24 protein-coding genes are annotated in these 23785 nt (G+C 70.7%); 10 read left to right on the top strand and 14 right to left on the bottom strand.

Features of this window, described 5'->3' with window-relative positions; genetic code table 11:
- Positions 1-36 precede the first annotated feature (36 nt).
- Positions 37-642: a histidine phosphatase family protein gene (locus tag MRBLWH3_RS11600; protein ID WP_363431952.1), complete on the top strand. Its 606-nt coding sequence runs from the start codon at positions 37-39 to the stop codon at positions 640-642.
- Between the two features lie 80 nt (positions 643-722).
- On the opposite strand, the gene MRBLWH3_RS11595 is transcribed toward MRBLWH3_RS11600, so the two are convergent.
- Genes MRBLWH3_RS11595 through MRBLWH3_RS11575 form a run of 5 tightly spaced genes read right to left on the bottom strand, consistent with a single transcriptional unit; the run spans position 723 to position 6966 of the window.
- On the bottom strand, positions 723-1532 hold the full coding sequence (locus MRBLWH3_RS11595; protein WP_363431950.1) for an HpcH/HpaI aldolase/citrate lyase family protein: 810 nt from the start codon (positions 1530-1532) through the stop codon (positions 723-725).
- Positions 1529-2056, bottom strand: a complete 528-nt coding sequence (locus MRBLWH3_RS11590) for a MaoC family dehydratase (protein ID WP_363431948.1) — start codon at positions 2054-2056, stop codon at positions 1529-1531. The genes MRBLWH3_RS11595 and MRBLWH3_RS11590 overlap by 4 nt, the downstream gene beginning before the upstream one ends.
- Positions 2057-2072: 16 nt before the next feature.
- A complete protein-coding gene (locus tag MRBLWH3_RS11585) occupies positions 2073-3233 on the bottom strand; it encodes an acyl-CoA dehydrogenase family protein (RefSeq protein WP_363431946.1) in 1161 nt (386 codons plus the stop codon).
- 16 nt (positions 3234-3249) lie between these two features.
- Positions 3250-5307: an acetyl/propionyl/methylcrotonyl-CoA carboxylase subunit alpha gene (locus MRBLWH3_RS11580; protein WP_363431945.1), complete on the bottom strand. Its 2058-nt coding sequence runs from the start codon at positions 5305-5307 to the stop codon at positions 3250-3252.
- A gap of 54 nt (positions 5308-5361) precedes the next feature.
- The gene (locus MRBLWH3_RS11575) at positions 5362-6966 is read right to left on the bottom strand and encodes a carboxyl transferase domain-containing protein (RefSeq protein WP_363431942.1); all 1605 of its coding nucleotides are present in this window, start codon (positions 6964-6966) and stop codon (positions 5362-5364) included.
- Between the two features lie 135 nt (positions 6967-7101).
- On the opposite strand from MRBLWH3_RS11575, the gene MRBLWH3_RS11570 reads away from it, so the two are divergent.
- Both MRBLWH3_RS11570 and MRBLWH3_RS11565 read left to right on the top strand, forming a co-directional pair.
- Positions 7102-7698 carry a TetR/AcrR family transcriptional regulator gene (locus MRBLWH3_RS11570; RefSeq protein ID WP_363431940.1) on the top strand — a complete coding sequence of 199 codons (597 nt, stop codon included), beginning with the start codon at positions 7102-7104 and terminating at the stop codon, positions 7696-7698.
- 31 nt (positions 7699-7729) lie between these two features.
- A complete protein-coding gene (locus tag MRBLWH3_RS11565) occupies positions 7730-9547 on the top strand; it encodes an alkaline phosphatase family protein (RefSeq protein WP_363431937.1) in 1818 nt (605 codons plus the stop codon).
- A gap of 38 nt (positions 9548-9585) precedes the next feature.
- On the opposite strand, the gene MRBLWH3_RS11560 is transcribed toward MRBLWH3_RS11565, so the two are convergent.
- The 3 genes from MRBLWH3_RS11560 to pdhA are packed head-to-tail and all read right to left on the bottom strand — an operon-like array spanning position 9586 to position 13135.
- Positions 9586-10989, bottom strand: coding sequence for a dihydrolipoamide acetyltransferase family protein (locus tag MRBLWH3_RS11560; protein WP_363435473.1), 1404 nt, complete (start codon positions 10987-10989; stop codon positions 9586-9588).
- Between the two features lie 2 nt (positions 10990-10991).
- Positions 10992-12002 (bottom strand): alpha-ketoacid dehydrogenase subunit beta, encoded by a 1011-nt coding sequence (locus MRBLWH3_RS11555; RefSeq protein WP_363431934.1) that lies wholly within the window; start codon positions 12000-12002, stop codon positions 10992-10994.
- A 2-nt stretch (positions 12003-12004) separates the two neighbouring features.
- A complete protein-coding gene (gene pdhA, locus MRBLWH3_RS11550; protein WP_363431931.1) occupies positions 12005-13135 on the bottom strand; it encodes a pyruvate dehydrogenase (acetyl-transferring) E1 component subunit alpha in 1131 nt (376 codons plus the stop codon).
- Between the two features lie 166 nt (positions 13136-13301).
- On the opposite strand from pdhA, the gene MRBLWH3_RS11545 reads away from it, so the two are divergent.
- Positions 13302-13775 carry an Lrp/AsnC family transcriptional regulator gene (locus MRBLWH3_RS11545; RefSeq protein WP_363431928.1) on the top strand — a complete coding sequence of 158 codons (474 nt, stop codon included), beginning with the start codon at positions 13302-13304 and terminating at the stop codon, positions 13773-13775.
- On the opposite strand, the gene MRBLWH3_RS11540 is transcribed toward MRBLWH3_RS11545, so the two are convergent.
- Positions 13747-14757, bottom strand: a complete 1011-nt coding sequence (locus MRBLWH3_RS11540) for an EamA family transporter (RefSeq protein WP_363431925.1) — start codon at positions 14755-14757, stop codon at positions 13747-13749. The genes MRBLWH3_RS11545 and MRBLWH3_RS11540 overlap by 29 nt on opposite strands.
- Before the next feature lie 75 nt (positions 14758-14832).
- Here MRBLWH3_RS11540 and MRBLWH3_RS11535 point away from each other — a divergent pair, with 75 nt between their 5' ends.
- Positions 14833-15387, top strand: a complete 555-nt coding sequence (locus tag MRBLWH3_RS11535; protein ID WP_363431923.1) for a CGNR zinc finger domain-containing protein — start codon at positions 14833-14835, stop codon at positions 15385-15387.
- Here MRBLWH3_RS11535 and MRBLWH3_RS11530 read toward each other — a convergent pair.
- Positions 15347-16246 carry an alpha/beta fold hydrolase gene (locus tag MRBLWH3_RS11530; RefSeq protein WP_363431921.1) on the bottom strand — a complete coding sequence of 300 codons (900 nt, stop codon included), beginning with the start codon at positions 16244-16246 and terminating at the stop codon, positions 15347-15349. The genes MRBLWH3_RS11535 and MRBLWH3_RS11530 overlap by 41 nt on opposite strands.
- Before the next feature lie 88 nt (positions 16247-16334).
- Between MRBLWH3_RS11530 and MRBLWH3_RS11525 the strand changes: the two genes are divergently transcribed.
- On the top strand, positions 16335-17066 hold the full coding sequence (locus tag MRBLWH3_RS11525) for an exonuclease domain-containing protein (RefSeq protein WP_363431918.1): 732 nt from the start codon (positions 16335-16337) through the stop codon (positions 17064-17066).
- Positions 17067-17124: 58 nt separating this feature from the next.
- On the opposite strand, the gene MRBLWH3_RS11520 is transcribed toward MRBLWH3_RS11525, so the two are convergent.
- From MRBLWH3_RS11520 to glgA, 3 genes are all read right to left on the bottom strand, one after another.
- Entirely contained in the window at positions 17125-17379 is a 255-nt protein-coding gene (locus MRBLWH3_RS11520; protein ID WP_045302322.1) for a type B 50S ribosomal protein L31, read from the bottom strand.
- A gap of 121 nt (positions 17380-17500) precedes the next feature.
- Complete coding sequence (locus MRBLWH3_RS11515) at positions 17501-18286, bottom strand: ABC transporter ATP-binding protein (RefSeq protein WP_363431916.1); 786 nt, start codon at positions 18284-18286, stop codon at positions 17501-17503.
- Positions 18287-18295: 9 nt separating this feature from the next.
- A complete protein-coding gene (gene glgA, locus MRBLWH3_RS11510) occupies positions 18296-19489 on the bottom strand; it encodes a glycogen synthase (RefSeq protein ID WP_363431914.1) in 1194 nt (397 codons plus the stop codon).
- A gap of 77 nt (positions 19490-19566) precedes the next feature.
- Between glgA and MRBLWH3_RS11505 the strand changes: the two genes are divergently transcribed.
- From MRBLWH3_RS11505 to MRBLWH3_RS11495, 3 genes are all read left to right on the top strand, one after another.
- Positions 19567-20811 carry a glucose-1-phosphate adenylyltransferase gene (locus tag MRBLWH3_RS11505; RefSeq protein WP_363431911.1) on the top strand — a complete coding sequence of 415 codons (1245 nt, stop codon included), beginning with the start codon at positions 19567-19569 and terminating at the stop codon, positions 20809-20811.
- Positions 20812-20853: 42 nt separating this feature from the next.
- Positions 20854-21495 (top strand): phosphoserine phosphatase SerB, encoded by a 642-nt coding sequence (serB, locus tag MRBLWH3_RS11500; RefSeq protein ID WP_363431908.1) that lies wholly within the window; start codon positions 20854-20856, stop codon positions 21493-21495.
- A gap of 65 nt (positions 21496-21560) precedes the next feature.
- Positions 21561-22268 carry an alpha/beta fold hydrolase gene (locus MRBLWH3_RS11495; RefSeq protein WP_363431906.1) on the top strand — a complete coding sequence of 236 codons (708 nt, stop codon included), beginning with the start codon at positions 21561-21563 and terminating at the stop codon, positions 22266-22268.
- A gap of 86 nt (positions 22269-22354) precedes the next feature.
- Here the strand turns inward: MRBLWH3_RS11495 and fabG are convergent, their stop codons facing one another.
- Positions 22355-23065, bottom strand: a complete 711-nt coding sequence (gene fabG, locus MRBLWH3_RS11490) for a 3-oxoacyl-ACP reductase FabG (RefSeq protein WP_363431903.1) — start codon at positions 23063-23065, stop codon at positions 22355-22357.
- Between the two features lie 127 nt (positions 23066-23192).
- Between fabG and MRBLWH3_RS11485 the strand changes: the two genes are divergently transcribed.
- Positions 23193-23735, top strand: a complete 543-nt coding sequence (locus tag MRBLWH3_RS11485) for a DUF4190 domain-containing protein (RefSeq protein WP_363431900.1) — start codon at positions 23193-23195, stop codon at positions 23733-23735.
- Positions 23736-23785: the final 50 nt, after the last annotated feature.

The following is a 23785-nucleotide window of genomic DNA, read 5'->3' as shown; positions in this document are numbered from 1 at the left end:
GGCTGACGCCCGGGCGGCGCGGGTAGGGTCGAGAGCATGACCGCGCTCACCCTGATCCGCCACGGCGAGACCGATTGGAACCGCGACCGGCGCATCCAGGGCAGGGCCGACATCCCTCTCAACGAGGCCGGGCGGGCGCAGGCGCGCGCGACCGCGCAGGTGCTGCGCGAGCGCCTCGACGGCGTCATGCCGATGACGATCGTGTCGAGCGACCTCGCCCGGGCTCGCGAGACGGCGGAGATCATCGCCGCCGAGCTCGGCCTCGCCGCTCCCCGCACCTGTGCGGGGCTCCGCGAACGCGCATACGGCGAGGCCGAGGGTGTCGGCATCGAGGAGTTCCGCGGCCGCTGGGGCGACTGGTACACGGCGGAGGTGCCTGGTGCCGAGCCGTGGGCCGATCTGCGCACCCGAGCGATCGCCGCCCTGGGCGCCGTCGTGCGGGAACACCGCCGCGCGACCGCCCCCGCCGCGGCCTCGCTCATCGTCGTGAGCCACGGCGCGCTCATCCGCGAGGTGATGCGCCACGCGACGGCCGGCGAGCTGCCGCTGGAGGGCGAGCGCCTGGCCAACGGCGCCACCCACGACTTCGTCTACGAGCGCGATCACCTGCGGCTCGTGACCTACGCGGGCCTGGTGGCCTAAGCATCGGCCACGTCGCCCGCGAGATCGCAGACGAGCGCGTCCGTCAGTCGGCGGTCGACTGGATCGTCCCGGGTGCGCGGTCAGCCGTCGGTGCGTGCCAGCACGCCACGCGCGTGGCGCAGCACCGGCTCGTCGACCATCCGCCCCTCGTACGAGAACACGCCGCGCTCGCCGTCGGCCGCCGCGAGGACACCGCGCGCCCACGCCACGGTCTTCTCATCGGGGCGGTATGCGGCACGGATGACGGCCACCTGGCTCGGGTGGATGCATGCGGTGGCGCGGAAACCGGATGCCGCAGCATCCGCCGTCTCGACCGCCAGTCGCTTCCCGTCCTCGATGTCGAGGTGCACGGCGTCGATCGCGGCCTTGCCGCGCGCGCCGGCCGCCAGCAGCACGCGGGATCGCGCATAGCGCGCGATGTCGCGGTAGCGGCCGTTGGGCTTGCGGCTGGAGGTGCCGCCGATGCTCGCGACGAGGTCCTCCGCGCCCCACATCAATGCGACGACGTTGTCGAGGGCGGCGATGCGGTCGGCCTGCGCGACGCCCTTCGCCGTCTCGCAGAGCGCGACGACCTCGAACCGGGCGTCGATGCGCCGGATACGCTTCGGGGACTCGGACTTGGCGACCATGATGCGCCGATAGTCCGTCTGCGACAGCGTGGCGAGGTCGGCGGCGAAGGCGTCGGTCTCGGGCGGGTTCACCCGGACGATGACCCGCGCCGGGTCGAGCTCCGACTCGATGAGGTGACCGCGCGCCGAAGTCTTGTCGGCGGGCGCCACGGCGTCCTCGAGGTCGAGGATCACCGCATCGGCTCGGTCGTACGCCTTCGCGTAGCGCTCGGGCCGGTCGGCCGGGCAGAACAGCAGTGCGGGGCCGAGATCGAAGCTCACGACGTCTCCTCCGGGGTCTCCGATGCGCCCCACATGAGCGCCGTCCGGGTGGCGAGGGCGACGACCTCGCCCCGCTGGTTGCGGCCGGTGTGGCGCAGGGTCACGATCCCCTGACCAGGGCGCGACGCCGAGAGCCGCTTGCCGAGGACCTCGGTCTCGGTGTACAGCGTGTCGCCATGGAACAGCGGTGCCGGGAACGACACGTCCGTCATCCCGAGCTGGGCGACGAGCGTCCCCTGCGTGATCTGCGAGACGGATGCCCCGACCATCGTCGAGAGCGTCCACATCGAGTTCATGAGGCGCCGTCCGAACGGCTGCGACTCGGAGAACGCGGCATCCAGGTGCAGCGCCTGGGTGTTCATCGTGATCGACGAGAACAGCACGTTGTCGGCCTCGGTCGCCGTGCGGCCCGGCCGGTGCAGGTACCGTGCACCGACCTCGAGCTCGTCGTAGGAGAGCCCGCGCTGCACGATCTCGTGCGCCGCGCCGGCGGGGAAGGCGTGCTCGGGGGCGTCGGGGGTCACGTCTGTCACGCTACCCTCACGCCACGCCGAGCGCCCGTGCGATCACGAGGAGCTGCACCTCGTTCGTGCCCTCGCCGATCTCGAGGATCTTCGAGTCGCGGTAGTGGCGCGCGACGGGGTACTCGTTCATGAAGCCGTTGCCGCCGAAGATCTGGGTCGCGTCGCGAGCGTTGTCCATGGCGGCGTCGCTCGCGGTGAGCTTCGCCATCGCCGCCTGCGTCTTGAAGGGCTTGCCCGCGTCGCGCAGGCGCGCAGCGTGGTGCCACGCGAGCCGGGCGATGTGCACGCGCTGCTGCATGCGGGCGAGGAGGAACTGGATCCCCTGTCGCGTCGAGAGCGGGTCGCCGAACACCGTCCGCTTCTTGGCGTAGTCGACGGCGGCGTCGAGGCATCCTTCCGCCGCGCCCGTCGCGAGCGCGGCGATCGCGATGCGTCCCTCGTCGAGGATGTGGAGGAAGTTCGCGAACCCGCGTCCCTGGGTGCCGAGCAGGTTCGCCACGGGCACGCGCACGTCCTGGAACGTGAGCGGGTGCGTGTCGGACGCGCGCCAGCCGACCTTGTCGTAGCCGGGCCCGACGGTGAAGCCGGGTGTGCCGTGGGGCACGACGATGGTCGAGATCTCCTTGCGGTCGTCGGTCTCACCCGTCACCGCGGTGACCGTGACGAACCGAGTGATGTCGGTGCCCGAGTTGGTGATGAACTGCTTCGAGCCGTTGATGACCCACTCGCCGCCGTCCCGGCGCGCGGTGGTGCGGGTCGCCCCCGCATCCGATCCCGCCTCCGGCTCGGTGAGCCCGAAGGCGGCGAGCGCCGTGCCGGCGAGGAGGTCGGGCAGGAGCTGCTGCTTCTGCTCCTCGGTGCCGAACCGGAACACCGGCATCGCGCCGAGGCTGACGCCCGCCTCGAGGGTGATCGCAAGCGACTGGTCGACGCGGCCGACTGCCTCGATCGCGAGGCAGAGCGCGAAGTAGTCGCCGCCCTGTCCGCCGTACTCCTCGGGGAACGGCAGGCCGAACAGCCCCAGCTCCCCCATCTGCGCGACGACGTCCATCGGCAGGGTGTGCGTGCGGTCGGCCTCGTACGAGACGGGCGCGACGACCTCGTCGGCGAACTGCCGCACCAAGGCTGCGAGTTCCCGCTCGTCGTCGCTGAGGTCGTAGGTGTCGTAGCTGTCCATTGCTGCTCCTCGGGTGTCAGGAGGTCGGCGCGGACGCCTCGTGGGCGTCCGCGGTGGATTGTTCGTCGGGAGAATCGGATGCCGCGGCCGGCGCGTCGGCGAGCGAGACGTGCGCGAGCACCTGGTCGCGGCGCACCTGCTCCCCGACGGAGACCTCGACGCGCGCGACGCCGTCATGCGGGGCGAGGACGGGGTGCTCCATCTTCATCGCCTCGATGGTCACGATGCGATCGCCCGTGACGACGGCCGCACCGTCCGTGACGTGGACGGCGACGACCGCGCCCGGCATCGGGGCGCGCAGTTCCGGATCGGATGCCGCGGCCGCGCGCTCTCGGGCCGCCAGGCGCCGCTCCATCGCGGCGCGGCGGCTGAGAGGGCGGAGGCGATGCGTCGCGCCGTCGGCGTGCACCCAGACCCAGCCGTCGGCGTCGACCGCCGTGCGCGCGGGCGAGGTCGCCGAGGTGGCAGGCGTGGTCGCGTCCGGCGCTCCGAGGCGCCCCGACGCGTCGCCTCCGTCGGCTGAAACGGCGTGCACGTCACCGGCTTCGTCGAGGAGCCGGAGCGTCGCCGGCACGGCGGGCGCACCCGCCCGCCATCCCTGGAGCTCCCGCCAGGCCGCGCCGCTGCGCACAGCCCGCGGTGCACCTGCGCGGTGGGAATCGCTGGAAGCAGCGGCGCGCAACACCGCCGGTGTCGGCGGCTCGCCCGTGTAGGCGGGCATCCGGTCGATGAGCCCGGTGTCCATGTCGCCCGTCTGCACGTCGGCCTCAGCCAGCAGCGCGCGCAGGAAGCCGATGTTGGTGTCGAGTCCGAGCACCATCGTCTCGGCGAGCGCGGCGTCGAGCCGTGCGAGCGCCTCCGCGCGGTCGGCTCCGTGTGCGATGACCTTCGCGATCATCGGGTCGTAGTCCGCTGTCACGACGCTCGCGGTCTCGACGGCCGAGTCCGTGCGGACGCCCCCGGCGGCCCGCCACGCCAGCACCTCGCCGGTGGCGGGCAGGAAGCCGCGCTCCGGTGACTCCGCGTACACTCGCGCCTCGACCGCGTGGCCGTCGAGGCGCACGTCGTCCTGCGAGAACGAGAGCGGCTCCCCCGCGGCGATCCGCAGCTGCTGCTCGACCAGGTCGAAGCCGGTCACCAGCTCGGTGACCGGGTGCTCGACCTGGAGGCGCGTGTTCATCTCGATGAAGAAGAACTCGTCGGGCCTGGAGGCGGCGACGAGGAACTCGACGGTGCCCGCCCCCCGATAATCGACCGATGCCGCGGCCGCGCACGCGGCCGCGCCCAGGCGCGCGCGGGTGCGGGCGTCGACCGCAGGCGACGGCGCCTCCTCGATCACCTTCTGGTGCCGGCGTTGCAGCGTGCACTCGCGCTCGCCGAGGTGGACGACCGTCCCCTGCACATCGGCGAGCACCTGCACCTCGATGTGGCGCGGGCGCTCGATGAGTCGTTCGAGCAGGAGGGTGTCGTCACCGAACGCGGCCGCGGCGACGCGGCGCGCGGTGGCGAGGGCGTCCGGCAGCTCCGCGGCCGACCGGACCACCTGCATGCCCTTGCCGCCGCCGCCGGCCGACGGCTTCACCAGGAGGGGGAAGCCGGTGCGCTCGGCGGACGCCGAGATCTCAGCATCCGTCATTCCCGCCGCACTGAAGCCGGGCACGGTCGGCACGCCATAGGCGGCGACGTGCTCCTTCGCGCGGATCTTGTCGCCCATCACCTCGAGCGCGCGCTCGCCGGGACCGATGAAGACGACGCCCGCCGCGGTGCACGCCCGGGCGAAGGCGACGTTCTCCGACAGGAAGCCGTACCCGGGGTGCACCGCCTGCGCACCGCTCGAGACGGCCGCCGCGACGACGGCGTCGATGTCGAGGTACGACTGCGCGGCCGCGGCGGGACCGATGCGCACGGCGTCGTCGGCCTCGCGCACGTGCGGCGCGTCGGCGTCGGCGTCGCTGTATACGGCGACCGATCGGATGCCGACGCGCCGGAGAGTGCGGATCACCCGGCGGGCGATCTCGCCGCGGTTGGCGACGAGGACGGTGTCGAATCCTTCGGCGGGGTCGGGCGGAGGCATTTCGTCTCGCTTCGCTCGCTCGATGACCGGGGGCATGCTTCGCACTTCTCCTTCTCACATCCGGAAGACGCCGAAGCGGGGTTCGGGGAGGGGGGTGCGCGAGACGACGTCGAGCGCGAGGCCGAGAAGGTCGCGGGTGTCGAGAGGGTCGACGACGCCGTCGTCCCACAGGCGGGCCGTCGCGTAGTACGGGTCGCCCTGCTCCTCGTATCGCGCGCGGATCGGCGCCTCGAACGCCGCCTGGTCGCCGGCGGACCACTCTTCGCCGCGCGCCTCGAGCTGGTCGCGCTTGACGGTCGAGAGCACCGACGCCGCCTGGTTGCCGCCCATCACCGAGATGCGGCTCGCCGGCCACGTCCAGAGGAACCGCGGCGAGTACGCACGGCCGCACATCGAGTAGTTGCCGGCGCCGAACGACCCGCCGATCACCACCGTGAGCTTCGGCACCCGGGTGGTGGCGACGGCCGTGACCATCTTCGCGCCGTCCTTCGCGATGCCGCCGGCTTCGGCATCGCGCCCCACCATGAACCCCGAGATGTTCTGCAGGAACAGCAGCGGCACGCCGCGCTGATCGCACAGCTCGATGAAGTGGGCGCCCTTCTGAGCGGACTCGCCGAACAGCACGCCGTTGTTGGCGACGATGCCGACCGGGTGCCCGTGGATGCGCGCGAACCCGGTCACCAGCGTGTCGCCGTACTCGCGCTTGAACTCGTGCAGCTCGCTGCCGTCGACGAGTCGGGCGATGACCTCGCGGACGTCGTACGGCTGATTCACGTCGACGGGCACGACGCCGTACAGATCGGATGCCGCCACCACCGGTTCGACGGTCGGCACGACCTCCCACGCGGGCTCGGCGGGCACCGGGAGCGTCGCCACGATGTCGCGCACGATCTCGAGGGCGTGCTCGTCGTCCTCCGCGAGGTGGTCCACGACGCCGGAGCGGCGGGCGTGCAGCTCTCCCCCGCCGAGTTCCTCTGCCGTGACGACCTCGCCGATCGCCGCCTTCACCAGCGGCGGACCGCCGAGGAAGATCGTGCCCTGGCCGCGCACGATCACCGTCTCGTCGCTCATCGCCGGCACGTACGCGCCCCCGGCCGTGCACGAGCCGAGCACCGCGGCGATCTGCGGGATGCCGGCGGCGGAAAGCCGCGCCTGGTTGAAGAAGATGCGGCCGAAGTGGTCGCGGTCGGGGAACACCTCGTCCTGCATCGGCAGGAACGCGCCGCCGGAATCGACGAGGTACACGCATGGCAGACGGTTCTCGAGAGCGATCTCCTGCGCCCGGAGGTGCTTCTTGACGGTGAGCGGATAGTACGTCCCGCCCTTGACCGTCGCGTCGTTGCACACCACCATCACGTGCCGGCCGTGCACCAGCCCGATGCCTGCGATCACGCCCGCGGCGGGGGCGTCGCCGTCGTAGAGGCCCTCCGCGGCGAGCGGCGCGACCTCGATGAACGGGCTCCCCTCGTCGAGCAGGCGCGTGACCCGGTCGCGCGGCAGCAGCTTGCCGCGCGCGACATGCCGTTCGCGCGACGCGGCGGGTCCGCCGGCGGATGCTGCGGCCAGCCGCGCGCGCAGCCCCTCGGCCAGCTCCCGCTGGGCGTCGCGCGTGCGCGCGAAGGTCTCGTCGTGCACTGCGGCGGTGCTCAGCACGCTCATCCGGATCTCCCGCGCATCTTCCTCGACGTCACGATCGGATCACGTCCGTTGTCGGGACGCGATCGGATTGGTTAGTGTTCACTAACTGAGGTTCAGGTTAGCGAGCCTTAACTGGATTGACAAGCGGAGCAGCAGATGACGAACGGTGTCACCGACCGCGATCGCGCGAAGGCCGACCGCCACGCGGCGATCCTCCACGAAGCGGCCGCGCTCTTCGCCGAGCGCGGGTTCAGCGGCGTCAGCCTCGAAGACATCGGCGGGGCCGTCGGGGTCAGCGGTCCCGCGCTCTACCGTCACTTCGCCAACAAGCAGGCCCTGCTCGGCGCCATCCTCGTCGAGGTGAGCGAGCGGCTCCTCGCCGGCGGGCGCGCAGTGATCTCGAATCACGACGAGGCCTCCGAGCAGCTGGACGCGATCATCGCCTTCCACGTGGAGTTCGCGCTGCGCGACGCCGACGTCATCCGAGTCCAGGACCGCGACCTCGCGAGTCTCAGCGACGACGACCGCCACACCGTGCGGCGCCTGCAGCGCGAGTACGTCGAGGTGTGGATCGGCATCCTCTCCACCGTCCATCCGGAGCGCGACGAGGACGACCTCCGCGTGCGTGCGCACGCCTGCTTCGGCCTCATCAACTCGACCCCCCACACCGTGCGGGCGTCCAGGTCGCGCCCCGGCGAGCGCGACGTGCGCGGCATCCTCCGGACGATGGCCCGCGCTTCGCTGACCGCCTGATCCCCTGCCGAGGGCCTAGTCTGGACGGACCATGACGGGGCATGGCCAGCACGACGACGCCGAGGCGGGGCGCGTCGACGGCACCGAGACGTCCGGCGACTCCCGCGCGCCCGGGAACGCGGACTCGAGCTCGCGTCGCGACTTCCTCAAGCTCGGCGGGGTCGCCGCCGCCGGCCTGGTGGTCGGGGGCGCAGTGGGAGCCGCGGCCGGCGCGGCCATCGGCCACACGATCGGCTATCGCGAAGGATCCGTCGACTTCGGCGCCCTCCCGCCGCGTTCGGAGCCCGGCTTCGACCACGTCGTCGTCCTCATGGGCGAGAACCGGTCCTTCGACAACCTCCTGGGGTGGCTCTACACCCCCGAGAACCTGCCCGAGGGCGCCGCGTTCGACGGGCTCGCGTTCGGCGACTACGCGAACACGGCACCCTCCGGCGAGCGCGTCGCGGTGCACGCGTACACGGGGCCGACAGATGACGTGATGGCGCGGCCCGACCCGGATCCCGGCGAGGAGTTCCCGCACGTCAACACGCAGCTGTTCGGCGTCGTCGATCCGAGCGACAACGCCGCGAGCCAGGTGGGCGACATGGCCGCGCCGTTCAATGCGCCCCCGTCCGGCACCGCGCCGACGATGGCCGGCTTCCTCCACGACTACTGGAACAACCTGACACGGCTGCGCCACGGCAACCAGCCGACCATCGACGAGGCGTCGCACATCATGGGCGGCTTCTCCCCCGAGCAGCTGCCGGTGCTGTCGACCCTCGCGAAAGGATTCGCGGTCTTCGACGCCTGGTTCGCCGCCGTGCCGTCGCAGACCTACTGCAACCGGTCGTTCTTCCACGCCTCCACATCGCACGGCTTCGTCACCAACAAGCACGGGGGCGGCTACGTCAAATGGCTCGACGCGGCGCCGGTGCCGACGATCTTCAACCGGCTCGAGGACGCCGGCATCGCGTGGAAGGTCTACTTCGACGAGCTGCAGCTGGTATCGCTCACAGGGATCCTGCACGCCCCGGTGCTGGAGAAGTACTGGCGGACGGGCCGCTTCGGGCATATGACGGAGTTCTTCGACGACGCCAAGGCGGGCACCCTCCCTGCGTACGCCTTCATCGAGCCGCGGCTGGTCTACAACCACAACGACTTCCACCCGCCGTTCGGTGCGCTCCGCGAGAGCGAGGTCGACGGCTCGGTCGTGGTCGACTCCGCCGTGTCGGACGTGCGGGCCGGCGAGAAACTCGTGGCCGACGTCTATGACGCGATCAAGGCCAGCGCGACCCCGGATGGCTCGAACGCGATGAACACGCTGCTGCTCATCACGTTCGATGAGCACGGCGGGACGTACGACCATGTGCCGCCGCCCGCGGCGACCCCGCCTGTCGCCGACGACGAGCCGGGCGAGATGGGGTTCGCTTTCGACCGTCTCGGCGTTCGCGTCCCGACGATCGCGGTGTCGGCCTACACGCGAGCCGGCACGATCGTGCACGACGAGATGCATCACGCGGCGGTCGCCGCGACGCTCGCTCGGCTGCACGGGCTGCGCCCGCTGACCCGGCGCGACGCCGAGGCGCGCGATCTGTTCTCGGTCGTGAACCTCGACACCCCCCGCGACCCGGCGACGTGGCCGGCGGTCCACCCGATGTACGTGCCGCCCAACCCCGACGAGGACGAGCTGAGCGACCTCAAGCACGGTCCCCACAAGGACAAGCCCCTCAGCCAGCCCGGACGCGGACTGCTCGGACTTCTGCTCGCCCGGTACGCGGCGGCCGGCGCCGCGGAGCCGGAAACGTATGCCGAGGCGTATGACGTGCTACAGAAACACGGCCTCGGGCTGTTCTATCCGAAGAAGGACTGACCGGCCGGGAGCCAAAGTACCGGCCGGAAACGGCCTCCTCAGCGCAGCAGCATCGCCCGCCCCGGCTCACGGAGGATGTCCGCGACGTCCACGAGGAACCGCGATCCCTGCTCGCCGTCGACCAGCCGGTGGTCGAATGACAGCGCGAGAGTCATGACGTCGCGCAGCGCGATCTCGCCGTGATGCTCCCATGGCTGGCGCCGTACCGCACCGAGCGCGAGGATGCCGGCCTCCCCCGGATTGATGATCGGCGTCCCCGCATCCACGCCGAACACGCCCACGTTGGTGATCGAGAAGGTGCCGCCCATCATGTCGGCCGGCGCCGTCCTGCCCGCGCGGGCGGTCTCCGCGAGACCGCGGATGGCGTCGGCCAGCTCGACCAGGGTGAGGTCGTGGGCATCGCGGATGTTGGGCACCACGAGACCGCGCCCCGTTGCCGCAGCGATGCCGAGGTTCACGTAGTGGTGCTCGACGATCTCACCCGCCTCGTCGTCCCACTTCGAGTTGAGGCCGGGATGGCGCCCCAGCGCGAGGCACACCGCCTTCGCGGCGACCGCCATGATGCCGATCCGGTGCTCCTGCAGGTGGCGGTCGCGCTTCAACGAGGCGATGAGCTCGCTCGTGGCGGTCACGTCGACCGTCAGGAAGGTCGTGACGTGCGGCGCCGTGAAGGCGCTGCGCACCATGGCGTCGGCGGTCATGCGCCGCACCCCGCGGATCGGCGTTCGGGTCGTGCGCTCCCCCGCCACGGCCGGCGTCGGCATCTCGAACGTCTCGACAGGCTCGGCCGCAACGGGTGCGGTCGTCGTCGCCGCACCCACGCGAGTGGCGTACGCCTCGACGTCGGCGCGGGTGATGACGCCCGACGCCCCGCTCGCCTCGACGAGCGCGAGATCGATGCCCAGCTGCTTCGCGAACTGGCGCACCGGAGGCGTCGAACGCGGGCGCTCCACCGGACGCTCCACCACATCCGCGAACTGGATCGCATCGTGCGGAGCCGCCTCGAGGACGGCGGTGTCGGATGCTGCGGCCACGGCGCCTGCGACACGGGCGCGACGCTGCGGGCGCCCGGCCCCCGTCGGCGCGGCGCCGTAGCCCACGAGGTTGGGCTCGGACTTCGCCGATTCGGACGGCGCGCTCGAGGAGACCTCGGTAGCGGAGCTCCGAGCCTCCGCGGCGGGCGCCGAGGGCGCAGCATCCGTACCGCCGATGTCGAAGGAGATCAGCACCGAGCCGACCGCGACGACGTCGCCCGCTTCTGCGTGGAGCGCCGTGATGGTGCCGGCGTACGGCGACGGCAGCTCGACGACGGCCTTGGCCGTCTCGACCTCCGCGATCGTCTGGTTGAGGGTGACCTTGTCGCCGACGGCGACAAGCCACTGCACGAGCTCGGCCTCGGGGAGGCCTTCTCCGAGGTCGGGGAGCGTGAAGTCCTGCACCACCATCAGTCCAGCACCCCGCTCAGGCTGTTCGGCCGGTCCATGACGCGGTCCACGGCGTCGAGGATCCGGTCGAGGTCGGGCAGGTGGTGCTTCTCGAGCTTCGCCGGCGGGTACGGGATGTCGTGCCCGGTGACGCGCTGCGGCGCCGCCTCGAGGTAGTTGAAGCAGCGCTCCGTGACGCTTGCGATGAGCTCGGCGCCGACGCCCGCCTCGCGCGCGGCCTCGTGGGTGACCACGACGCGGCCGGTCTTGCGGACGGAAGCGGTCACCGTACGGTAGTCCACGGGCGAGATCGAGCGCAGGTCGATGACCTCGATCGAGACGCCGTCGTCCTCGGCGGCGGTCGCGGCATCCAGCGCCGTCAGCACCTGCGAGCCGTAGGTCAGGAGCGTGACGTCGCTGCCCTCTCGGGCCACGCGGGCGAGCCCCATCGGCGGGGCGTCCGCAAGCTGGACATCCAGGTCGACCTCGCCCTTGGCGTGGTAGAGCCGCTTCGGCTCGAAGTAGACCACCGGGTCGTCGGACGCGATCGCCTGCCGCAGCATGACGTAGGCGTCCTGCGGGTTCGACACCGCGATCACGCGCAGTCCCGACGTGTGCACGAAGTACGCCTCCGGCGACTCCGAGTGGTGCTCGGCGGCGCCGACGCCGCCTGCCCACGGGATGCGGATCGTGATCGGCATCTTCACGTTGCCGCGCGTGCGGTAATGCAGCTTCGCGACCTGGCACACGATCTGGTCGAAGGCGGGGTACACGAAGCCGTCGAACTGGATCTCTACGACGGGACGGTAGCCGCGGAACGCGAGTCCGACCGCGGTGCCCATGATGCCCGCTTCGGCGAGCGGGGTGTCGATCACGCGCTGGGCCCCGAACTGGTCGAGCAGGCCGTCCGTGATGCGGAACACACCGCCGAGCTTGCCGATGTCCTCCCCCATGACGAGGACCTTGTCGTCGTCCGCCATCGCGCGGCGGAGTCCTTCGTTGATGGCCTTCGCCATCGTCAGCTGCGTCATCGTCACACCCCCTCGGCGGCCGGGGCGAACCCGTCGAGGTACGCGCCGAACCGCTCGCGCTGCTCGGCGAGGCCCGAATGGGGTTCGGCGTAGACGTTGTCGAGCACGGTGAGGGGGTCGCGGGTGCGGGCGGTCATCGCCGCCTCGCGCACCGACGCCGCGAGGGCGTCTGCGTCGGCCTCGACACTCGCCACGAACGCCCCGTCGAACTCGCCGCGCGACCGCAGCAGCGCCTCGACGCGCGCGATCGGGTCGCGGCGGCGCCACTTCTCGACCTCCTCCTTGTCGCGGTAGCGCGTCGGGTCGTCTGACGTGGTGTGCGGGCCCATGCGGTACGTGACCGCCTCGATGAACGCGGGGCCGTTGCCGCGGCGCGCGTTGTCGAGGGCCCAGCGCATCGCCGCGAAGCACGCCAGCACGTCGTTGCCGTCGACGCGCATGCTGGGAATGCCGAAACCCGGCGCCCGGCCGGCGATCGGGAACTTCGCCTGCACAGTGACGGGCTCGGAGATCGCCCACTGGTTGTTGGTGCACACGAACACCACGGGAGCGCGGAAGGAGGATGCGAAGACCATCGCCTCGTTGACGTCGCCCTGGCTGGATGCGCCGTCGCCGAAGTAGGCGACCGACACCTGGTCGGTGCCGTCGCGCTGCACACCCATCGCGTAACCGACCGCGTGCAGCGCCTGCGCGCCGATGATGATCTGCTGCGTCGCGGTGTTGATGTCGTAGGGGTTGTAGGTCGAGTGCTCCTCGCCGCGCCACGCCAGCACGAAGTCGGCGGGCTTGCCGCCGCGGGCGTACACGACGCCGGTCTCGCGGTAGCTCGGGAACGCGAAGTCGTCGGCGCGCATGGCGCGGACGGTGCCGATCTGCGTCGCCTCCTGGCCCTGACACGGCGGCCACAGGCCGAGCTGGCCTTGACGCTGCAGCGCGACACCCTCGGTGTCGATGCGCCGCAGGAGCACCATGTCTCGGTACAGGCCGCGCAATGTCGCGGCGTCGACGTCGGCCACCCAGCGATCCAGCTCGGGGTCGGCGACGCGCTCGCCGTCGGGGGTCAGCAGTCGCGCGACATCCTCGATGTCGGTCGCGAGATCCGCTGGGGGTGTCAGGGTGTGCGTCATCGTCATCACTCCTCTTCGCCGACCCCCTCGTGAGGGGCCGCTTGGCGTGCGCCGGCCTCTTCGCCGGCTTCCTTCAACGGTACGTCCGCATCGCACCTCGCTCAAGCATTCGAAGACTTCTTGAGCATGTTGACAACTCATGTCGGTCGATTGCGTGCTAACGTTTCGCACTATGAGTGCCCTCGATCACGTCGACCTGGAGCTGCTCGCAGCGCTCTCCGCCGACCCGCGCGCGACCGTCGTCGCACTCGCCGAACGACTCGGCCTCTCGCGCAACACCGTCCAGGCGCGCATGTCGCGGCTGGAGAAGGCGGGGGTCTTCCTGTCGTACGAGCGAGCCATCTCGTCCGCCTCTCTCGGGTTCCCCATCGAGGCCTTCATCAGCGTCATCGTGCGGCAGGCCGACCTCCCCCGGATCGCCGTCGAGCTCGCCCGCGTCCCCGAGGTCGTGCAGGCCCACGGACTCTCGGGTCAGGTGGATCTGCTGGTGCGGGTCGCGTGCCGCGACACCCAGCACCTGTTCGACACCGACGCCCGAATCCTCGCCATCGAGGGCGTCGAGCGCACCGAGACGTCACTCGTCATGGGCGAGGTCATCGCCCACCGCGTGACGCCGCTCATGGAGCTGGCGCGGCGGGACTCATAGCCGCCGGGCCTTTCGGGTTGCCGGTCGATGATGCGTCCGCGCGCACGAGCACCACGCCGACCAGGATCAGCGCGCCGCCGGCGATCTGGATGGGCGCGGGCACCTCGGCGAGGAAGATCCACGCGAACATGAGCGCGAAGAGCACCTCCGACAGCCCGACGAACGACGCCACGCGCGAGCCGATCCGCGGGACCGCCATCACGCCCAGGGCGTAGCCGAGCGTCGTCGCGATCGCGGCGACCCAGCCGAGCGGCATCCACCACGGGACCGTCACCCCGGCGAGCACCACGTCGACCGCGGGAGCCTGGAACGGCATGATCCCGGCGAAGCACAGGACGCCCATGACCATCGCACCCGTGAGCAGTCCGCTCGCGGCCAGCGCGAGCGGCGGCAGGTCGTCGCCCGTCCGCTCGGAGATCACGAAGTAGGCGCAGACGCATACGGCCGCGGCGAGGGCGAGCAGCGTGCCGATCAGGTCGAACGAGGCGCCCGAGATGTCGACGACGAGCACCAGGCCGACCATCGCGACCGCGGATCCCCACAGCACGAGCGCCGACGGCCGTTTGCGCGTGCGCGCCCATACCGCTGCCACGAGCATGACCGGCGCGAGATATTGGATCAGCAGGGCCACGGCCACCGGCATCCGCTGCATCGCAGAGAAGAAGAAGAGCTGGCAGCCGAGCACCGGCATCAGGCCGAAGCCGACGATGAGCCGCCAGTGCCGCGTCAGGAAGCCGCGCTGCCGCTTCATCGCCAGGAACAGGGCCGGCGAGAGCACCAGCCCCGCGATCCCCATGCGCACGAGCAGGGCGGCACCGAGCGACCACCCGGCCTCGAGGAGCGGCTTGATGAACGGTCCGCTCGACGAGAACGCCAGCGCCGAGGCCACGCCCATCACAAGTCCGGTCGTGCGCATTCGCGCGCTCCTGCCGAAGGCCGCGCCGGGAGCGAGGACGGGCAGGGACGTGGTCGAGGCGGTCATGGGCGGAATCCGACTGTCAGGAGTGAAGACTGCTTACACTGGTGACAGTAGCGGAACGGCATGTCAGGAGTCAACGTGGTTTTCATTCATGACACGGAGCAGAATCTGCGCGCCGCGTCGTACCTCGTCAACACGATGCCCGGCTTCGACGGCGAAGACACCCTGGCGACGCTGGAGGACTTCGAGGACTACCTCAGGGTCAACCCCTACACGGGCACGATCCGCCGCGACGAGACGGAGCTGGCAGCCGTCCGCGCCGTCCGGCCGCGGCTGCGCCAACTGTGGGAGGTCGACCGGGAGGGCGCCGTCCCGCTGGTGAACGAGATGCTCCGAGACGGGCAGGCGCTCCCCCGCCTCGTGATCCACGACGACTTCGACTGGCACATCCACGCCACGAGCGACGACGCGCCGCTGGCGACGCGCATCCTGGTGGAGGCGGCGCTCGCCTTCGTGGACGTCATCCGCGCCGACGAATACGGCCGGGTGCGCGTCTGCGCGGCCGACGACTGCGACGGGGTGTACGTCGACTTCTCGAAGAACGGCTCCAAGCGCTACTGCGACACGGGCAACTGCGGCAACCGCATGAACGTCAACGCGTATCGGCGTCGGAAGGCGCGAGAAACCGCGTGATCGCGTCGGCGGCAGGCGCCGGCGTCTCGTAGTGGATGAGGTGGCCGACGTCGGGGATCTCGACGAGCTCCGCGTGCGGGAACATCGTCGCGAGCTCCCGCTCGGCCTCGATGGGCGTGATGTCGTCCCTGACGGCGGCCACCAGCAGCGTCGGCTGTGCGATGCGCGGAGCGAACGCGCGCACGTCGTTCGACACCGACGCGACGAAGGCGTCGCGCAGCACGTCGCGGTCCGCGAAGCGCGAGAAGTAGGTGTCGTGCTGGTCGTGCACGAATCGACGGATGCCGGAGTCCTTGGTCTTCGCCATCGAGACGCTCATCGCACGAACGATGAGGCTGTTGCGCAGCAGCGCCTCTCCCAGGCCCTTCGGGAGCTTCGCGCCGGCCCAGTAGTAGAAGACCGCGAGACGCGTGAGGATGCCCCGCGGACCTTCGAGCGCCGGAGCGCCGATCGGGTTCACGAGGATCACACGCGGCGTCTCGAGGCCACCGGCGACCGCGGCCGAGACGACGATCGATCCGAACGAATGGCCGAGGACCACCGCTGCGGGTGCGACGGCCGCGGTGAACGCGCGCAGCCAGTCCGCATACAGGTCGAGGTCGTGGGTGCGCCCGGGAACGGGAGCCGTCTCCCCGAAGCCAGGCAGGTCCGGCGAGATCACCCGCACGCGCGGCAGGTGCGCGACGACGGGCTCGAGCCCGTGGTGCTCGCCGCGGAACCCGTGCACGGCGACGATGGTCGCCTCGGCGTCGGCGGGCCCGTAGGTCCAATACGCCGTCGTCCCGCCCAGCACACCGACCTCGCGCCGCTCGACAGGGATCTCGTCGAGGAGCGGGGCGTACGGGTTGGGCGCGGTCACCTGTCGAGTCTACGAGGACTCCCCGATGCCCGGCTGTGCGCGGAGCGCCTCCGGTCGGATGTCGGAGGCGACGCATACCGTGAACGGCATGAGCCGCCCGCACCCCGAACAGTTGCCGCTGTGGGATGTGCCGGACTGGGTACGCATGGTGGGCGTCTTCGACCTCGAGACAACGGGCATCGATGTCACCGCCGACCGCATCGTGACGGCCCACGTGGGTCTGCTCGACGCCTCGGGCCGCCTCATGCGTGCACACGACTGGCTCGCCGACCCCGGCGTCGAGATCCCCGAGAGCGCGAGTGCGATCCACGGCATCTCGACGGCGCGCGCACGCGCAGACGGCCGGCCGGCCGGCGAGGTCGTCGGCGAAGTGGTCGCGGCGGTGAGCGCGCTGCTGGACGCAGGCGTCCCGGTCGTCGCGTACAACGCGCCGTTCGACTTCTCGCTGCTCAAACACGAGTCGCTGCGGCACGGCGTCACGCCGATCGAGAACCCGTCGCCCGTCATCGACCCTCTCGTGGTCGACAAGGCATACGACCGGTGGCGCAAGGGCAAGCGCACCCTCGAGGTGGTCGCGGCCCACTACGCCGTGCCGCTGGAGGCCGCGCACGAGGCGTCGGCCGACGCAGTGGCAGCGGGCCGCGTCGCCCAGGCGCTCGCCGAGTGCTTCGCGCCGTGGCTGCCCGAGACCGTGCACGAACTGCACACGCGCCAGATCGGCTGGGCCCGGGCGCAAGCCGAGAGCCTCACCGAGTACTTCATCCGCATCGGGCGACTCGACCCCGACGACCGGCTCGACGGGCGCTGGCCCATCCGCTGATGCCGCCCCCGGAAACGCGAAGACCCCGCCGGTGGCGGGGTCTTCGGGGCGGAGCTGCTTACTTGGAGCCGCCGAAGTTCTTGAAGCGCTGGTTGAACTTCTCGACACGACCGGCCGAGTCCATGATGCGCTGCTTGCCCGTGTAGAACGGGTGCGAGGCCGACGAGATCTCGACGTCGATGACGGGGTACTCGACGCCGTCGAGCTCGATCGTCTTGTCGCTGGTCACCGTCGAGCGGGTGAGGAACGTCTCGCCCGAGCCGAGGTCACGGAACACGACGGCCTGGTAGTCCGGGTGGAGGTCAGTCTTCATGATGGTCCTTTGAGGATGGTGCCCTGGATTTTGCCAGGGCGGTCAAAGTCTGGGGTGCGAATGCACCAAAGAGAGATTCTACCAGTCTCCGGCGCGGACGCCGAACCGGCAGCTCCGGCGCTCAGTGCGCGGCGCGGGCGGCGTATCGACCGCCCTCTTCGCTGAGGCGGATCGGAACTCCGAAGGTGTCGGTCAGGGCCTCGGCGGTCAGGGTCTCGCGGATGTGACCGGCCGCCACCGCCTGGCCGTCGCGAAGCAGCAGCACGTGGGTGAATCCGAGGGGGATCTCTTCGACGTGGTGCGTGACCATGATCATCGCGGGCGTCGTGGGTGCCTGCGCGTAGCCGCCGAGCAGGATGAGGAGCTCTTCGCGGGCGCCGAGGTCGAGACTGGCCGTCGGCTCGTCGAGGAGCAGCAGCTCGGGGTCGGTCATCACGGCACGGGCGATCTGGACCCGCTTCTGCTCGCCGTCGCTGAGGGTGCCGAACGTGCGGTCGGCGAGGTGGTCGAGCTTCCACTCCGCCAGCACGCGCAGCGCGCGGCGCTCGTCGATGTCCTCGTAGTCTTCGCGCCAGCGGCCGAGCACCGAGTACGCCGCGGTCAGGACGACGTTGAGGACGGTCTCCTCCGGCGGCACGCGACGCGCCATCGCCGACGAGGCGAACCCGATCCGGGGCCGCAGGTCGAAGACGTCGGTGCGCCCGAGGCGCTCCCCCAGGATGGTCACGACGCCGGACGTGGGGTGCAGCAGCGTGTCTGCCATCTGGAGCACCGTGGTCTTGCCGGCACCGTTGGGGCCGAGGACCACCCAGCGCTCGTCGTCGTTGATCGTCCAGTCCAGGTGATCGACGATGTTCCGGGAGTTTCGGCGGACGACGACGTCGGAGAACTCGAGCACCTGGGGCATGCTGACAGCCTATCGGCCGCCGCCGGCCACCTCCGCGTACAGCTCGGCCGTCTGATCGCCGATGCGCTGCCAGCTGAAGTCCTCGGTCGCGCGCTTCCGGCCGGCCACACCGTACGCTCTCGCGCGCTCCGGATCGCTCACGACGTCCGTGAGCACGCGCGCGAGGTCCGCCACGTACTGCTCCGGATCGGTCGGGGTGCCCGTGCCGTCCTGCACCTGATCGATCGGCACGAGGCGGCCGGTGACGCCGTCCACGACGACCTCGGGGATGCCGCCGGTCGCCGTTCCGACGACGGCTGCGCCGCATGCCATGGCCTCGAGGTTCACGATGCCGAGCGGCTCGTAGACCGACGGGCAGACGAAGGTCGTCGCCGCGCTCAGGATCGTGCACAGCTCGTGGCGCGACAGCATCCGATCCAGCCACACCACACCCTCGCGGGTCGCCTGCAGCCCACGGACGAGCCCTTCGACCTCCGCCATGATCTGCGGCGTGTCGGGCGCGCCGGCGGCGAGGATCACCTGAACGTCGGCGGGGAGGCGCTCGGCGGCGCGGAGGAAGTACGACAGCCCCTTCTGCCGCGTGATGCGCCCGACGAAGACCACCGAGGGCTTCGACGAGTCGATCCCGAGCTCCGCCAGCAGCGCGGGATCCTCGACCGGATGCCATGCCTCGACGTCGATCCCGTTGTAGATCACGCGCACGCGCTCGGGGTCGAGCGACGGGTAGCTGCGGAGGATGTCCTCGCGCATGCCGTTGCTCACCGCGACGATGGCCGCGGCGCTCTCGTAGGCCGACTTCTCGATCCAACTCGAGACCGCGTATCCCCCGCCGAGCTGCTCGGCCTTCCACGGCCGCAGCGGCTCGAGACTGTGCGCCGTCACGATGTGCGGGATCCCGTGCAGCAGCGACGCGAGGTGTCCCGCGAAGTTCGCGTACCAGGTGTGGCTGTGCACGACGTCGGCGCCGGCGACATCCGTCACGATCTCGAGATCCGTGCCGAGCGTCTGCACCGCGGCATTGGCCGAGGAGAGCTCGGCGGGCACGCTGTAAGAGGTGGTGCCCTCCTCCTCGCGCGGGGCGCCGAAGGCCCGCACCCTGACGTCGATGCTCGCGCGGAGCGCCTTCACGAGCTCCGTCACATGGACGCCGGCGCCACCATAGATCTCGGGCGGGTACTCCTTGGTCACGATGTCGACGCGCATGGCACGAAACCTAATACACGCAGGCGCCCGCGTGTAACGGGTACCCGTAATCTCCCGCCGGCCCTAGGGTGGGTGCCATGCCAGCAGCCCCCAAGGTCTTCGGAATCATCCTCGCCGGCGGCGAAGGGAAGCGGCTGATGCCGTTGACCGCGGATCGCGCCAAGCCCGCCGTCCCGTTCGGCGGGCAGTACCGCCTCATCGACTTCGCGATTTCGAATCTCATCAACTCGGGCCTCAGGCAGATCGTGGTGCTGACGCAGTACAAGTCCCACAGCCTCGACCGCCACATCTCGCAGACCTGGCGGATGTCGGCTCTGCTGGACTCCTACGTCGCGTCGGTTCCCGCGCAGCAGCGCCTCGGCAAGCGGTGGTTCTCGGGATCGGCGGACGCGATCCTGCAGAGCCTCAACCTCATCAACGACGAGCAGCCCGACATCGTCGTCGTGATCGGCGCAGACCACGTCTACCGCATGGACTTCCGGCAGATGCTGGCCGCCCACATCGAATCGGGCGCGCGGGCCACGGTCGCCGGCATCCGTCAGCCGATCTCGCTGGCGAACCAGTTCGGCGTCATCGACGTCGACCCCGACGACCCGATGCGCATCCGCGAGTTCCTGGAGAAGCCCCAGAACGCGGTCGGTCTGACCGACGCGCCCGACCAGGTGCTCGCCTCGATGGGCAACTACATCTTCGACACCGACGCGCTCATCGAGGCCGTCGAATCAGACGGCGAGCTGCCGACGTCCAACCACGACATGGGCGGCGACATCGTCCCCTACTTCGTGGATCGCGGGGAGGCCGGCGTCTACGACATGAACCGCAACGACGTGCCCGGTTCGACCGACCGCGACCGCTACTACTGGCGCGACGTGGGAACGATCGACTCGTTCTTCGACGCGCATCGCGACCTCATCTCGACGCTGCCGGTGTTCAATCTGTACAACATGAACTGGCCGATCCACTCGCAGGCGGTCAATTCCCCGCCCGCGAAGTTCGTGCGCGATTCGGTCGGCCGCATCGGCAACGCGATCGACTCGATCGTGTCGCTCGGCTCGGTGCTCTCCGGCACGCATCTCGAGCGCAGCGTGGTGGGCCCATGGACGCTGGCCGGCGGCGGATCGACGATCACCGACTCGGTGCTGTTCGACCACGTGCAGGTCGGCGCAGGCGCGCGCGTGCACCGCGCGATCCTCGACAAGAACGTCGTCCTCGAGGACGGCGCCACGGTCGGTGTCGACCGCGACAAGGACCTCACGCGCGGCTTCACGATCACCGACAGCGGCATCACCGTCGTCGGCAAGGGGTTCCGCGTCGAGCGCTGACACACGGCGGGAACGGCATCCGCCTCCCGCTAGCGTGGGAGCATGCCTGTCGCCCCCGCCCGCTTCCTCGTCGTGCTCGACGCCGACTCCACGCTCATCCGCAACGAGGTCATCGAGCTGATCGCCGACGAGGCGGGGCGCGGCGCGGAGGTCGCCGCGGCGACGGAGGCCGCGATGCGCGGCGAGGTGGACTTCGCAACCAGCCTGCGCTCGCGTGTCGAAGCTCTCGAAGGCGTGCCTGTGACGGCGTTCGCGCGCGTCCTCGCGCGCATCGAGCCGACGCCGGGTGTGCGCGAACTCGTCGCGGCCGTGCACGAGCGCGGCGGCGCCGTCGGCGTCGTGTCGGGCGGGTTTCACGAGATCCTCGATACCGTCGCCCCAGAGCTCGGCGTCGACGTGTGGCGCGCCAACCGCCTCGCGACGAGCGACGGCGCTCTGAGCGGAACCGTCGACGGCGGGATCGTGGATGCTGCGGGCAAGGCCGCCGCGCTCCGCGAATGGGCCGGCGAGCGCGATGTGCCCCTCAGCCGCACGCTCGCAATCGGCGACGGCGCGAACGACCTCGAGATGATGGCGGTCGCCGGGCTCGGCGTCGCGTTCAACGCGAAGCCCGCGGTGCGCGAGCGCGCCGACGTGGTGGTCGGTCCGATCGACCTCGCCGAGGTCATCCCGCTGCTGCCTTAGACCGTCGGCTTGCGGACCCTGTCGCAGTCCGTCCCGATGTCGGGCGCCGTCGGTAGCGTCGGAGCATGCATATCATCCTCGTTCCCGGGCTCTGGCTCGACACGTCGTCGTGGGGCGACGTCGACCCCGCTCTCGAAGCCGCCGGGCATCGCACCCACGCGCTCACGATGCCCGGACTCGGTGCCGCCGGCACCGAGTCCGCCGGCATCGGCATCGCGGACTGGGTGGCGGCGACCGTCGCCCAGATCGACCGCCTCGACGGGCCCGTCGTCCTCGTCGGGCACTCCGGTGGCGGCAACGTCGTCTACGGCGCCGTCGACGCCCGGCCCGGCCGTGTGGCGCGTGTCGTGTTCCTCGACACGTTCCCACCCGGAGACGGCAGCTCGATCTCCGAGTTCCCCGTCGTCGAGGGTGTGATCCCCTTCCCCGGCTGGGACTTCTTCGACGAGTCTGACGTGGCCGACCTCGATCCGCAGACGCGAGCGGATGCTGCGGCCCGCGCGAAGTCCGTGCCCGAGAAGGTGCCGACCGATCCGATCCGTCTCACCGACGAGAAGCGGCGCACCGTGCCCGCGACGATGATCACCGCAACGGTACCGGCGGCTCAGGTCCGCGAGATCATCGCGGCGGCGCCGCCCTGGGCGGCCGAGCTCGCCGCGCTCGAGCACCTCGACATCATCGAGCTCGGTTCACCCGGAGACCCCACCGGCCACTGGCCGCAGTTCTCGCGACCGGGCGCGGTCGCCGAGGCGATCCTCCAGGCGATCGGCTGAACTCGACGGGCTCAGCGCGCGCAACCCCCGGTCGCTGAGCCCGTCGCCGGGCACTGAGGCCGTCGAATCTCGATGGGTGCTGCGGGTCAGTGACCCATGCCGAGGCCGCCGTCGACCGGGATCACAGCTCCGGAGATGTAGGCCGCGTCGTCCGACGCGATCCATGTCACGACGCCCGCCACCTCGTCCGGGGACGCGAAGCGCCCGGCGGGGATGTTCTTCTTGTACTCGGCCTGCGTCTCATCCGAGAGTTCTGCGGTCATGTCCGTCTCGATGAAGCCGGGCGCGACGACGTTCGCGGTGATGCCGCGGGCGCCGAGCTCGCGGGTGAGCGATCGGGCGAAGCCGACGAGCGCGCTCTTGGAAGCGGCGTAGTTGATCTGGCCCGCCGAGCCGTACAGCCCGACCACGCTCGAGATCAGCACGACGCGGCCCCAGCGGGCGCGCAGCATGCCCTTCGAAGCGCGCTTGACGACGCGGAACGCGCCGCCGAGGTTGGTCGACACGACGCTGTCGAAGTCGTCCTCGGTCATGCGCAGCAGAAGGGTGTCCTTCGTGATGCCCGCGTTCGCGACCACGATCTCGACCGGGCCCAGAGTGTTCTCCACCTCGGTGAACGCGGCGTCGACGGCTGCAGCATCCGTCACGTCCGCCCGCACCGTGAGAGTTCCCTCGGGACCCTCACCGGAGCGTGCGGTGACGGCGACCTTGTAGCCCTCGGCGACGAAGCGCTCCGCGATGGCGCGGCCGATGCCGCGGTTTCCGCCGGTGACGAGGACGACGCGATCGGTGGACATGGTGACACTCCCGGGGTTGTGGCGGATCCGCACCAGCCTACCGGCGCAGCCCCGATCGGCCCGCCTGTTTGACACCCCGGCGGCCCCGCTGGGACTCTGGTCCCAGACATCGAAGAAAGGCCGCCCCGTGAGCGACAACACCCCGCAGAACCCCGCACCGGAGCCCGGCGCATATCCGCCGGTCCCGCCCGCTCCGGCGGCGGATCAGCCCGCCCAGCCGGCCCCCGGCGCGTATCCGCCGCCCGCCCAGGGCGCCTATCCCCCGCCGGCCTACGGCGCGCCCGCCGCGCCCGCGTACGGCAGCGCCCCCGCGTACGGCGCGGCGCCGGCCTTCGGCAGCGCCCCCGCGTACGGCGCTGCTCCCAGCTACGGCTACGGCGCCCCGGCGAAGACGAACACCCTCGCGATCGTTTCGCTCATCGCATCGATCTCGAGCTTCGTGATCCTCCCGTTCATCGGCTCGATCGTGGGCGTGATCACGGGACACATGTCGCTCAACCAGCTCAAGACGAGCGGGGAGCAGGGGCGCGGGATGGCGCTCGCCGGCACCATCGTCGGCTGGGTCGGTCTGGGCCTCACGATCCTCGGCATCATCGCGGCGATCCTCTTCTTCGCGTTCTTCGCCTCGATGTATCAGCAGTACGGCTCGTACAGCGGCTACGGCTCCTGAACCCATCGCCCCGGGACACGCTCCCGGGGCGATGCCGCGGTGCAACCGGC

The organism is Microbacterium sp. LWH3-1.2, from assembly GCF_040675855.1.
GTDB lineage: Bacteria > Actinomycetota > Actinomycetes > Actinomycetales > Microbacteriaceae > Microbacterium.
The sequence above is the reverse complement of the archived record's forward strand: the minus strand, read 5'-3'. Positions and strand labels throughout refer to the sequence as shown.

What these genes read in the sequence shown, in the direction of transcription:
- MRBLWH3_RS11600 (WP_363431952.1), top strand. Translation starts at nt 37, where the DNA reads ATGACCGCGCTCACCCTGATCCGCCACGGCGAGACCGATTGGAACCGC.
- MRBLWH3_RS11585 (WP_363431946.1), bottom strand. Translation starts at nt 3,233, where the DNA reads ATGGACAGCTACGACACCTACGACCTCAGCGACGACGAGCGGGAACTC.
- MRBLWH3_RS11580 (WP_363431945.1), bottom strand. Translation starts at nt 5,307, where the DNA reads ATGCCTCCGCCCGACCCCGCCGAAGGATTCGACACCGTCCTCGTCGCC.
- MRBLWH3_RS11575 (WP_363431942.1), bottom strand. Translation starts at nt 6,966, where the DNA reads ATGAGCGTGCTGAGCACCGCCGCAGTGCACGACGAGACCTTCGCGCGC.
- MRBLWH3_RS11570 (WP_363431940.1), top strand. Translation starts at nt 7,102, where the DNA reads ATGACGAACGGTGTCACCGACCGCGATCGCGCGAAGGCCGACCGCCAC.
- MRBLWH3_RS11565 (WP_363431937.1), top strand. Translation starts at nt 7,730, where the DNA reads ATGACGGGGCATGGCCAGCACGACGACGCCGAGGCGGGGCGCGTCGAC.
- MRBLWH3_RS11555 (WP_363431934.1), bottom strand. Translation starts at nt 12,002, where the DNA reads ATGACGCAGCTGACGATGGCGAAGGCCATCAACGAAGGACTCCGCCGC.
- pdhA (WP_363431931.1), bottom strand. Translation starts at nt 13,135, where the DNA reads ATGACGATGACGCACACCCTGACACCCCCAGCGGATCTCGCGACCGAC.
- MRBLWH3_RS11545 (WP_363431928.1), top strand. Translation starts at nt 13,302, where the DNA reads ATGAGTGCCCTCGATCACGTCGACCTGGAGCTGCTCGCAGCGCTCTCC.
- MRBLWH3_RS11540 (WP_363431925.1), bottom strand. Translation starts at nt 14,757, where the DNA reads ATGACCGCCTCGACCACGTCCCTGCCCGTCCTCGCTCCCGGCGCGGCC.
- MRBLWH3_RS11525 (WP_363431918.1), top strand. Translation starts at nt 16,335, where the DNA reads ATGAGCCGCCCGCACCCCGAACAGTTGCCGCTGTGGGATGTGCCGGAC.
- MRBLWH3_RS11520 (WP_045302322.1), bottom strand. Translation starts at nt 17,379, where the DNA reads ATGAAGACTGACCTCCACCCGGACTACCAGGCCGTCGTGTTCCGTGAC.
- MRBLWH3_RS11515 (WP_363431916.1), bottom strand. Translation starts at nt 18,286, where the DNA reads ATGCCCCAGGTGCTCGAGTTCTCCGACGTCGTCGTCCGCCGAAACTCC.
- glgA (WP_363431914.1), bottom strand. Translation starts at nt 19,489, where the DNA reads ATGCGCGTCGACATCGTGACCAAGGAGTACCCGCCCGAGATCTATGGT.
- MRBLWH3_RS11505 (WP_363431911.1), top strand. Translation starts at nt 19,567, where the DNA reads ATGCCAGCAGCCCCCAAGGTCTTCGGAATCATCCTCGCCGGCGGCGAA.
- serB (WP_363431908.1), top strand. Translation starts at nt 20,854, where the DNA reads ATGCCTGTCGCCCCCGCCCGCTTCCTCGTCGTGCTCGACGCCGACTCC.
- MRBLWH3_RS11495 (WP_363431906.1), top strand. Translation starts at nt 21,561, where the DNA reads ATGCATATCATCCTCGTTCCCGGGCTCTGGCTCGACACGTCGTCGTGG.
- fabG (WP_363431903.1), bottom strand. Translation starts at nt 23,065, where the DNA reads ATGTCCACCGATCGCGTCGTCCTCGTCACCGGCGGAAACCGCGGCATC.